Annotated in this window: 7 protein-coding genes and 1 pseudogene; 7 read left to right on the top strand and 1 reads right to left on the bottom strand. The window is 67.4% G+C overall.

Translation table 11 applies throughout. The features are described 5' to 3' along the window. Positions 1-350 precede the first annotated feature (350 nt). Entirely contained in the window at positions 351-641 is a 291-nt protein-coding gene (locus ABZ371_RS21535) for a barstar family protein (RefSeq protein ID WP_358682072.1), read from the top strand. Between the two features lie 268 nt (positions 642-909). Here ABZ371_RS21535 and ABZ371_RS21530 read toward each other — a convergent pair. Further along, positions 910-2176 (bottom strand): annotated as a pseudogene (locus tag ABZ371_RS21530) (hypothetical protein). A 491-nt stretch (positions 2177-2667) separates the two neighbouring features. Here ABZ371_RS21530 and cas3 point away from each other — a divergent pair. The 6 genes from cas3 to cas6e all read left to right on the top strand — a co-directional run bounded on the left by cas3 (position 2668) and on the right by cas6e (position 11255). Beyond that, a complete protein-coding gene (gene cas3 / locus ABZ371_RS21525) occupies positions 2668-5595 on the top strand; it encodes a CRISPR-associated helicase Cas3' (protein WP_358682069.1) in 2928 nt (975 codons plus the stop codon). Between the two features lie 582 nt (positions 5596-6177). Next, on the top strand, positions 6178-7869 hold the full coding sequence (casA, locus tag ABZ371_RS21520) for a type I-E CRISPR-associated protein Cse1/CasA (RefSeq protein WP_358682066.1): 1692 nt from the start codon (positions 6178-6180) through the stop codon (positions 7867-7869). Beyond that, a complete protein-coding gene (casB, locus tag ABZ371_RS21515) occupies positions 7866-8567 on the top strand; it encodes a type I-E CRISPR-associated protein Cse2/CasB (protein WP_358682063.1) in 702 nt (233 codons plus the stop codon). Before casA ends, casB begins: the two co-directional genes overlap by 4 nt. After that, positions 8564-9757, top strand: coding sequence for a type I-E CRISPR-associated protein Cas7/Cse4/CasC (gene cas7e, locus ABZ371_RS21510; RefSeq protein WP_358682060.1), 1194 nt, complete (start codon positions 8564-8566; stop codon positions 9755-9757). The genes casB and cas7e overlap by 4 nt, the downstream gene beginning before the upstream one ends. Then, entirely contained in the window at positions 9754-10479 is a 726-nt protein-coding gene (gene cas5e, locus ABZ371_RS21505) for a type I-E CRISPR-associated protein Cas5/CasD (RefSeq protein ID WP_358682058.1), read from the top strand. The genes cas7e and cas5e overlap by 4 nt, the downstream gene beginning before the upstream one ends. Beyond that, on the top strand, positions 10479-11255 hold the full coding sequence (cas6e, locus tag ABZ371_RS21500) for a type I-E CRISPR-associated protein Cas6/Cse3/CasE (protein ID WP_358682055.1): 777 nt from the start codon (positions 10479-10481) through the stop codon (positions 11253-11255). The genes cas5e and cas6e overlap by 1 nt, the downstream gene beginning before the upstream one ends. Positions 11256-11399 lie beyond the last annotated feature (144 nt).

The following is an 11399-nucleotide window of genomic DNA, read 5'->3' as shown; positions in this document are numbered from 1 at the left end:
CAAGCCATTTGTCACAGCGGTATTTATTTAACCCCACCCGGTACAGCCCGCGTTGTACCCACCGGCCGGCTCCGGCCCGCCCCCCCCCCCCGCGACGAGGAAATGACACGGAGCTGAGACTCCAGCGGATGACACGGCGTGAGACGCCGGAGACCCCCAGGTCAGAGGCCCGGCAAATGACACGGGCCGCGAGAACCTACAGCTGTAGGGTTTCGGAATCTCACGGTCGATGTCGGATGGAAGTCGGATCCGACATCGACCGTGAGACACCCCAGTTCAGTGGGGCGCGGTGCCTGCAGGGGTGCCGAGGGTTCGTAGAGTCGCTTGGCTGGCCGAAGAAGTGAGGAAGCATGCGGGTCGCCATTGACGGGGCACAGATCGGAAGCCAGACGGACCTGCACCGGGTTCTTGCCGGGCCTCTAGACTTCGGTCCGTACTACGGGCACAACCTGAGCGCCCTGTGGGACCGTCTGAGCAGGGATGTTGAGCGCCCAGTCGAGATCGTCTGGGAAAACGCTGCAGTCAGTCGTGACCGCATGGGCGATGAAGCGTTCGAGGCAATCGCGTCCGTCCTGGTCCGAGCTGCTGCGGAAGACGAGTCGAACGCGCCAGACGAGAGGCTGACCGTGCGTTTCACCTGATGTGGAGTCCAGCGGCCGGCGCCGCCAGCGACTTCCGACGTGGAGCTGAGACGCTGAGCGTTCGACACAGCGTGAGACGGCGGACGGGACCGCAGGTCACGGCCTCGGCGTCCGACACTAGCCGCGAGACCCTACACGCGATGTGGGATCTCAAATTCCGTGTCGGAATCTCTCGGTCGGTGTCGGATGGAAGTCGGATCCGACATCATGCTGAGATTCGCAGGTCGCAGTAGGCAAGAGAGAGCGCGGTCAGTGGGTTGCTGCTTTTCTACGCTGGTGCCCACGTGCACTCGTTGGGGGACTCCGCTGCCAGCGGGATGCCGCACTGCAGGCAGCCGTGCGCGTGGTCGTCCCGGCAGACGTAGCCGATGGCACCATCCACGCACCATTCGGCGGCCTCCTCGGACAGCAGGTCGGGCCCGGCATGGAGCAGCCGACGAAGTTCCGTGGTGTCCGCGATGTCGTCCGGGCGGTTGGTGAACCACTCGTCGACCCAAGGCTTGTCTCGGTGCACGTGCCAGTGCGCATTCTCCCGGTCGTCGACAGCCGTAGTGAACCGATCGACGATGCGCCCCCAACTCGGTGTTCCGAAACAGCCATATTCGGACGCGCAGAAGAACTCGATCAGGGTTCGCAGGCCGAACGTCTTCTCGCGAAGGCAGTACGCTCGCCCCCAAGCGATCGCGTCCTGTGCCATCTCCGCGAGTTCTTCGCGCGGATCAGGGATCAGCTTCGTGTGCCGGGTCGTCAGAATTGTGGCAGGCCAGCCCGAGCTCGAGAACAGACTGCCCGGTCGGTAGAACCCGGGACGGGTTGACGATCGCGAGACCGAGACCGATCCAGTCGACATGGTCGAACGACAGCATCGAGCGCACGAGTCGGGTAGTTGCCGTGTTGATCCGCATCATTGTGCCGTCGTGGAGCGGACTCTTCCCGGTATGCCAGTTCTCGACGGGTGTGTTGCGCCACACCGCGAGCGTGATGCGGGTGGCAGCGAGCCACAGCAGGGCGTCGTCGTCGAGGTGCCCGAACCGCTTGGCGCACTCCTGGGCGCCGTAGGTGATCAAATCTTCCGGTTTTGGCCACCTGTGGCTGTCGGGCCCTTCAGGCGCGTACTCGTAGTCGTCGGCGTACTCGTCGAGGATCGCGCTCAACTCGGCTGCGCTGTAAGCCTCGCTGTACTCGGAGCTGTCCGGCTCCTCGACGGTGTACATGTCGTGGTCCCAGGAGACGTACACACCGCGCCAGAGCACTACGGCATCACACTCGCCGGCGTTGTCCGTCACAACCGGCCTGATGGTGATCGGGGCAGTACGCCCGTCGGTTCGCTCGCAGTCCTTCTCGGCGGCCCATGCGGTGATGACCCCGAGCGGTTTCGGAAGGAGAGGACCGACCTCGGTGATGCTGAACGGCTCGTCGTCGTCATCGGTGTCGAACCGGCTGTTGACGAACGCGACCGCCTCGGAGGGCGTGCTGACGATGGACTGGCTACCACTCTCGTTGTCAACTACTCGCCACAACGGGCTGTTCTTCACGATGCTCTTCGATCGCGGTGAGTGCACCCGGGGCGGGTGCGATGCGCCGGGTCGCTCGGCACTGACTCCAATTATGGGCTGATCAACCCATCCATAGTCCCGAAGACGCTTGGACCATCCCCGCGTGCGCGTGAGCAGGGCGGGGTGTCAGTCATGCGGGTCACACTCCAGGGACCATCCCCGCGTGCGCGGGGAGCAGTTGGCGAAGTAGGCCGCCAGCTTCGCGGGCGTGGGACCATCCCCGCGTGCGCGGGGAGCAGACTGCGTGACCTGCGGGTTTACGGCCGGGGTAGGCCAGTTCTGAGTACTTTCGAAGAGTCCGACATACATCCCATTCCGGACTCGCCTCACTGCGGATCGTTAACAGTCAATTAACCAACTCTACCGGCGCCTAGCCATAGTTGAGGTACTAACAACCACAGCAAGAGCATATTCTCCGCTATTTCTTCATTCACCTGCGGCATCTGACTCTTTCCAGATATCCATCTGGCATGACAGTCGAGGGGGGTCCCCACAGCTTTCGGGCCAAGCTGCACGGTCCCGTGCTCCGGGTGTGGGCCAAGCACGACCGCGACTCCGATGGTTGGCTGCCGCTGTGGCGCCATATGGAGGACAGCGCCGCTGTGGCCGGGCGGCTGTGGGATGAGTGGCTGCCACTCTCCGTCAAAAAGCTCATCGCCGACGCACTGCCGGGTGGCGCAGAGGACGCACGTTGCCTTGTTGTGTGGCTGGCGGGCGTGCATGACATCGGGAAGGCCACGCCGGCCTTCGCCTGCCAGGTCGAGCCGCTCGCACGGGTGATGCGCGACGCCGGGCTGGAAATGCGCTCCCAGCGGGCCATGGGCACGGACCGGAAGTTGGCTCCGCACGGACTGGCCGGTCAGGTGTTGCTGGGGGAGTGGCTGGAGGATCAGCACGGTTGGGCTGTGGCGCAGACCGGGCAGTTCACCGTCGCGGTGGGCGGGCACCACGGCGTCCCTCCCGAGCACGGGCAGATCACTGCTCTGGACAGGCACCCTCAGCTGCTACGCACCCCGGGCAAGAGCGAGGCGCTGTGGCGCAGAACACAGCGGGAACTGCTGGAGGCCTGCGCCGCAGAGTTCGGGGTGCAGGAAAGGCTCGGCGCCTGGCGAGCGGTGAAGTTGCCGCAGCCAGTGCAGGTGATCCTCACGGCCCTGGTCATTGTCTCCGATTGGATTGCCAGCAACCCTGATCTGTTCCCGTACTTTCCTCAGGACGCTTCGCGCAGCAGCGAGGACAGAATCGCAGCTGCCTGGCGAGGTCTGAACCTGCCGGGGCCATGGCGGGCAGTGGAGCCGACTGCCGATGTGCAGGCCCTGTTCGCCTCCCGTTTCGCCCTCCCTCCGGGTGCGAAAGTGCGCCCCGCCCAGGAGGCGGCCGTGGAGCTCGCCCGGACGATGGACGAACCGGGCCTCCTGGTGATCGAGGCGCCCATGGGGGAGGGGAAGACCGAGGCCGCACTCGCCGCCGCCGAGGTGCTCGCCGCACGATCCGGTGCCGGTGGGATGTTCTTCGCTCTGCCGACGATGGCGACAGGCAACGCAATGTTCCCTCGCCTGCTGAACTGGCTGGACCGGCTTCCCGCACCGGAGGGCACGCGGCATTCGGTCCTGCTGGCGCATTCAAAGTCCGCGCTGAACGACGACTTCACCGACCTGATGGAACGTGGTCGGATCAGGGCCGTGGACCTCGATGCCGCAGAGGGCTCGCAGGCTTCCGTGTCCTCCAGGCGTGCGCGCTCCGCTGCCGCCGAGTTGATCGCGCACGCCTGGCTTCGCGGTCGGAAGAAGGCCATGCTGTCGTCGTTCGTCGCGGGCACGATCGACCAGTTGCTGTTCGCCGGGTTGAAGAGCCGGCACCTCGCCCTGCGCCATCTCGCGATCGCGGGCAAAGTCGTAATCATCGACGAGGCCCACGCCTACGACACCTATATGAGCGTCTACCTGGATCGGGTCCTCTCATGGCTGGGCGCCTACCGCGTCCCGGTGGTCGTGCTCTCCGCCACCCTTCCGGCCAACCGGCGACGCGAACTGGTCCAGGCGTACGCGGGCGGGAAGAAGGGTGACACCCACTACTTCGACGTCGTCGCCCGGGTGGGGGAGTACCCGCTTCTGACGGCTGTCGCTCCAGGTGGAGCGCCGGTGCTGCGACGTCCTTCGGCCTCGGGTCGCGGGGTGGACGTCGAGCTGGAGCGGGTGGACGACGATCTCGGCCTGCTGGCCGACCGCCTGGAGAGCGAGCTCGAGGCCGGTGGCTGCGCCCTCGTCGTACGCAACACCGTACGTCGTGTGCTCGAGGCGGCTCGGGCACTCAGGGAACGGTTCGGGGACGCCAACGTGACCGTCGCGCATTCCTCCTTCATCGATGTTGACCGGGCGGCCAACGATGCCTTGCTGCTCAGACGGTTCGGGCCCCCGGAGAAGGCCGAAGACCGGCCGGCCATGCATGTTGTCGTCGCCAGCCAGGTCGCCGAGCAGTCACTCGACGTCGACTTCGATCTGCTGGTCACGGACCTGTGTCCGGCCGACCTGCTGCTCCAGCGCATGGGGCGCCTGCATCGGCATCTGCGTGGGGGTGAGAACCAAGGGGAGCGCCCCGAGAGGCTGCGCACGGCGCGTTGCCTGGTCACCGGTGTCGACTGGGCCGGCCCCGTGCCCAAGCCGGTTCGCGGTTCGGTCGCCGTGTACGGGGCCTACGCCCTGCTGCGGTCCGCTGCCGCGCTGCTGCCGCATCTCGACGGCGGACCACAGCGCCCCGTACGGCTGCCGGCGGATATCAGCCCTCTGGTTCAGCACGCCTACGCCGAGGAAGCTCCCATCCCTGCGGGTTGGGCAGAGGACATGGAAGCGGCCCGCAGCCGGCACGACGAGCTACGTGCCGACCAGGCCGATCGGGCGGCGACGTTCCGTCTGGGTGCAGCGGCCCGTCCTGGCCGGCCGCTGTTCGGCTGGGTCACCGCAGGGGTCGGCGACGCCGACGACACCAGCCAGGGCAAGGCGCAGGTGCGAGACAGTCGCGAGAGCCTGGAAGTCGTCGTGGTCCAGAAGAAGCCCGACGGGACTCTCGCGACGGTCCCGTGGCTAACTCCGGACCGCCAGGGCCGCGCCCGGGCCGAGTTGGCTCTGCCCACCGATCAGGTCCCCACGGCCCTGGCCGCGCGTACCGCCGCATCCTGCGGGCTGAGGCTGCCGATCCAGTTCAGTTACGCCGAGACGATGGACCGGGCGGTGTCGGAGCTGGAGGAACTGTACGTGCCGGCCTGGCAGGTGAAAGGCAGTCACTGGCTGGCGGGCCAGTTGATTCTCGCGCTCGACGAGGACTGTCAGACCCACCTGGCAGGCTTCGCCCTCCGGTACAGCGAGAGCGACGGCCTTGAGGTGACCCGTGCGGCCAAATAGATGCCAGCCGCCAGAGAAGGTACCCCCGTACAGACGGGGAGCAGATGAGATACGCCCACCAGACTGGGGCCATCCCCACCGCAGTGGGGAGCGACTCGCCATCCTACTTCTACTTCACACCTCATGGCTGGTCAGCGGGGTGCGTCCTGACCTAGTGAACTGGCATTCGCTCCCTCACGAGGTCTCGCCGGGGCCGTCTCGGCCCATCGAACCAGCGGCCTGCAAGCTACAGCAGAAACCACGCTCGCCCATGCCGCGGCTACAGCCCATTGAGTGCTCTCGTCCTTGTACTTCCCCAACGGCATCCACCGACCGGCTAAGAGCCCGAGCCAAAAAATGACCATCACAGCTGCTGACACCAGGATCCAACGAATCCACGTACGCACGCATCACCCTCTTGCCTCCCGTCCGAGAAAGACTCACACGAGACTGTTACTTCACGACGAATCGCCGTTACTCTAGAGCATCTCCAGGCTCGCTGAGCACAACGCCCTACGGAGGCACTTGTGGAGCCAACTCAACGTGCCCAAGTGTGACTTGGACCTCGACGTACACATGCGAGAGCTAGCCTCAAGGAACCTGATGTCAGAACCCAGCAAGGCAGGTAACGAGACGCCGTCGTTCGACCTGACCACGCAGCCCTGGATCCCCGTGCTTAGGAGCAGCGGTGAACAGGACGAACTCTCCCTGCGCCAGGTCTTCGAGCAGGCGTCTGAGTTACGGCGGATCGTCGGCGACCTGCCTACCCAGGAGTTCGCCTTGATGCGTCTCCTGCTCGCTGTCGCCCACGACGCGCTCGACGGGCCCGAAGACATCGACGACTGGACCGACCTGTGGGGCGACGAGGAGTGCTTCGCCCCGGTGGGCCCCTATCTCGACGCGCATGCCGGTCGCTTCAACCTGCTCGACTCCGCGGTGCCGTTCTTCCAGACGGCGGGCTTGCGGACGTCGAAAGACGAGGTGTTCTCCCTCAACCGCATTGTGGCGGACGTGCCCAACGGGGAACCGTTCTTCAGCGCCAGGATGCCCACTGTCGAACACCTCACCTTCGCCGAGGCGGCCCGCTGGGTCGTGCACACGCACGCTTACGACACTTCCGGGATCAAGACCGGTGTGGAGGGCGACAAGCGTGCCAAGGGCGGGAAGGTCTACCCGCTCGGCGTCGGCTGGGCAGGCAACCTCGGTGGGGTCTTCGTCGAACGCCCCACGTTGCGCGAAACGCTACTGCTGAATCTGATCGCCGCCGACACCGCGGACGTACGGATCGATGAGGACGACGCTCCAGCCTGGCGACGTGACCCCTGCGGTCCGGGCGGTGCCGAGCGCGCGCCGAGCGGTGTGCGCGACCTGTACACGTGGCAGACCCGGCGCCTGCGGCTGCACTTCGACGAGCGGGGTGTGCACGGCGTCGTCCTCGGTTACGGGGATCCGCTCAGCCCACGTAACCGGCAGGACCGCGAGCCGATGACGGCTTGGAGGCGCAGCCTCGCTCAGGAGAAGAAGCTGCGTGAGAGCCCCGTCTATCTGCCGCGCGACCACGACCCCGAACGGGCGACATGGCGGGGGATCGCCTCGCTCATCGCCGATGCCCACGTTTCCGGTCAGAGCTCGGACGCCCCCGCCTACCTGCGGCCGAAGGTCCTGGAGTGGGTGGCCCGCCTCGTGTCGCAAGGCCACCTGGAGCGCGGCTTCCTCGTGCGTGCGCGTGTCATCGGCCCGAAGTACGGCACCCAGCAGTCCGTGATCGACGACATCGTCGACGACGCCGTCTCCATGGCCGTGGTCCTCCTCCACCAGCAGGACCGCCGCTATGCCGAGCAGGCCATCGCCGCCGTCGAGGACGCCGATCGTGGAGTGATGGCCATCGGCGACCTGGCCACGAACCTGGCCCGCGCTGCCGGCACCGAGACGGACGGTCCACGTGGCGTCGCCCGGGACCGCGCCTACGGACTTCTCGAGGCTCCCTACCGCGCCTGGCTCCGGGATCTGGGCAAGGCCGGCGATCCGTACGAACAGCGTCTGGCCTGGCAGCGGCAGGTGTACGAGATCGCCGTCGGGTTCGGCAACCGGCTCACGGCCGACGCGGGGGCCGCCGCCTGGCAGGGGCGCGTCGTGGCGACGAAGAAGGGCAGCGAATGGCTCAACTCCGCGCTGGCCGACAAGTGGTTCCGTATCGCCCTGGACAGGGAGATCGGGCGCCCGGACCCGTCCGGCACCCACCCACACACCGATGAGCAGCCGAGCTCCGAGACCAGCGTAAAGGCACTCGCATGACCAGCGTCACCGCACCACCCAGCCCGCGTGAGCAGGTCGTCCGGCTCGCCGCCCGACACCTGGCTCCTCTGCAGCGGGGCTACCTCGCCGACCAGTCCCGGGAAGTGGCAGCCCTGGCAAGACTGCGCCGTGGCGCGGGACGGGAGGCCGGACAACTTCCCGACCTGTGGAGCCTCATCGACACCGGCCCCCTGCACGCGCCCCCGGACGGGGCGCGGCCCCTGAGCGAGCGCGACCTCGTGCGCGCCGAGGACGCGCTGCACGTGGCCCTCACTCTGTGGGCGCTGCACCAGCAGTCTCGACCGACCGGCATGCACCAGCCCGACCGACGGGACACCAGGCGAGGCCTCGGAACCGCCGTACGCCGCATGATGAAGCCCGGCGAGATCGACGAACCGCTGCGCAAGCGCCTGGTCCGCGCGGGCACCGCCCCGGACCTGGCCTCCCTCGGGCAGCGGCTGCGCGACATCGTCGTCCTGCTGCGCCGTGAGGACATCCCCCTCGACTACGCCCTGCTCGCCGGACAGCTCTACACCTGGCAACGCCCGGGCGGCGCCGACACGGTGCGCCGTGAGTGGGGCCGTTCCTTCCACGCATGGCACGACCGGAACGCGGCAGAACAGGCGCCGGCCGTCAGCCAGGCTCTCCCCGGCGACGAGACCACCTTCACTACGGACATCGACAAGGACGCCTCGTGAACCGCATCTTCCTGGACGTACACGCCCTCCAGACGGTCCCGCCGAGCAACCTCAACCGTGACGACACCGGTGCGCCGAAGTCGGCGGTGTACGGGGGAGTGCCGCGTGCCCGGGTCTCCAGCCAGGCCTGGAAGCGGGCAGCCCGCACCTACTTCTCCGACGAGCACCTGCTGGAGGCAAGCGAACTCGGGGTGCGGACGAAGAAGATCGTGGAGGCGGTGGCCGGTCGGATCACGGCACTGGACCCCTCGATCACCGGTGAGGCGGCTCTGCTGATCGCCGACGAAACCGTGAAGGCCACCGGTCTGAAGACGGAGGTTCCCAAGCGCAAGGCCAGCGCTGCCAAGGAAGGTGAACCGGATCCCGCACCGGAGGCGAAGTACCTCGTCTTCCTCAGCGCCCGCCAGCTGGACGGTCTGGCGCGACTGGGCGTGGACGGTGCTGCCGACATCACGGCCCACCTGAAGGACAAGAAGGCGAAGGACCGGGCCAAGGAGATCGCGGACACCCGTCACTCCGTCGACATCGCGCTCTTCGGACGGATGGTCGCGGACGCCGCCGACTTCAACGTCGACGCAGCCGTCCAGGTCGCGCACGCCATCAGCGTCCACCGGGTCGAGAACGAGTCGGACTACTACACCGCCGTCGACGACGAGAACACCGCCGAGGAGACGGGTGCCGGCATGATCGGCACGGTCGACTTCAACTCGTCGACGCTGTACCGCTACGCGGCCATCGGCGTGCACCAGCTTGCCGCGAACCTCGGCGAAGGACTGCGTGAGGACGAGCCTCTGACCACTCCGGTGCGTCGGGCGGTGGAGGCCTTCGTGCACGGCTTCACCGCGTCGCTGCCCACCGGGAAGATCAACACGTTCGGGCACCACACACTGCCCGACGCCGTGATCGTCAAGCTCCGCACCACCCGTCCGGTCAGTTTCGTCTCCGCCTTCGAGGAACCGGTACGAGGCGACCAGGGCGGCTACGTCCGGGAGGCGTCCGAGCGCCTGGCGGAGTTCATCCCCGACATCGAGCGCGCGTACGGTGACGAGGAGTCCACCCTGACCTGGGTTCTGCGTGTCGGGCCGAACACCGCCAAGCTCGCCGGGATCGGCCACGAGGTCCAGAACATCGGCGAGCTCGTCGCCGCTGTCGGCCAGGCCGTCGCGGAGCGCCTGGAGAAGCCCGCATGAGCGTGCTCAGCCTGCGGCTCGCGGGCCCCCTCCAGTCGTGGGGGGCCTCCGCACGTTTCGCCGCCCGGCGCACCACCGAGTCCGCTCCCACCAAGAGTGCGGTCATCGGCATGCTCGCCGCAGCCGCGGGCATCGAGCGAGGCGACGACAGGAGTCTCGAACCGCTTGCGGCCCTGCGGTTCGCGGTCAGGGTCGACCAGCCCGGTACCCGCGTGCGCGACTTCCAGACCGCCCATCACGGGGCCAGCGGCAAGTCCATGCCCCTGTCGGAGCGCTTCTACCTGGCCGACGCCGTGTTCGTCGCCGCTGTCGAAGGCGACCCGACGCTTCTTGCCACGCTCCACGCGGCGCTGCGCAATCCGGTTTACGCACCGTTCCTCGGCCGGCGCTCCTGCCCGCCGTCCCAGCCCGTCGAGCTCGGACTGCACGACGGCGCCTCTTTGCTGGAAGTGCTCAGTCAGGTTCCCTGGCAGGCCTCCGCCTGGTACCGCAAGCAGCATCACGACCGTACGGACATCGAGCTGACCGTCCTCCGTGAGGCCCACGACAACGAGGTGGAGTTCGCTGACACGCTCCGTGACCAGCCAGTGAGCTATGCCGCCGCACACCGCCGACACAGCATGCGCACTGTCGTCAGCGACACCGTACGCATCACCGGGCCGTCTGCCCGAAGCCTGCCGTCGCACGACCCGTTCGACGCCTTCAAGGAAGCGAGCGCCTGATGTTCCTCACCCGTTTCCGCGTGAACACCGCGCGCCCCGGTGCCCGCAGGTTGCTGTCGAGCCCGCAGGTCATGCATGCGGCTGTCATGTCCTCCTTCCCGGCGCTGCTGCCGACGGACCCTCCTCCTCCGGACGGACCGCGCGTCCTGTGGCGCCTGGACCACACCGCACGCGCCGAGGTCATGCTCTACGTGGTGAGCCCTGACGCGCCGGACATGACCCACCTCGTCGAGCAGGCCGGCTGGCCGGCAGTCGCTTCCCAGTCCGCTCCGGGGTGGGAGAGCCGCCCCTACGCCCCACTTCTCGATCGGCTCGCCGCCGGAGACCGATGGGCGTTCAGGCTGACGGCCAACCCGGTCCACCACATCCGCCGCAAGGACGACGAGCCCACCAAGCGCACCGCGCACGTCACCCCTGTGCACCAGATGGGCTGGCTCCTGCAGCGGCAGGAGCGATGCGGGTTCCACGTCCTCGAGAAGCCCGCTGGCCGGCGTCTGCTGCCCAGCGGCACCACCCTCACGGGCGCGCCGCACCACGGTGACCGTTACGAACTGGCAGTCCGCGACAAACGTGCCCTCTCCTTCGACAGGTCCCGCGGTCCGGCCGCAGCAACGACCCGCAAGGCTCCCGTCAGCCTGGTCACCGTCACCTTCGACGGCCGGCTCGAGGTGACCGACCCTGAGCTGCTCCGCCGAACACTGCGACAAGGGATCGGCAAGGCGAAGGCGTACGGCTGCGGTCTGCTCACCCTCGCGCCTCTCGACACAGCAGGGTGAGCTGATGACCACGGTCTCTCGCCGCACCACCCTCACCCCGCGCCAGCTCAGCTTGTCATTTAACGGTGGGTGTCAAACGGCGCCTCCTGCCGGTATGTCAGTCCCACGCGTTGAAGAGGGCTCCGCCCAACGTGGTGATGCCGT

It is taken from the genome of Streptomyces sp. NPDC005899 (assembly GCF_040629645.1).
Taxonomy (GTDB): Bacteria; Actinomycetota; Actinomycetes; order Streptomycetales; family Streptomycetaceae; genus Streptomyces.
This window is presented reverse-complemented; position numbering and strand designations above follow the sequence as displayed.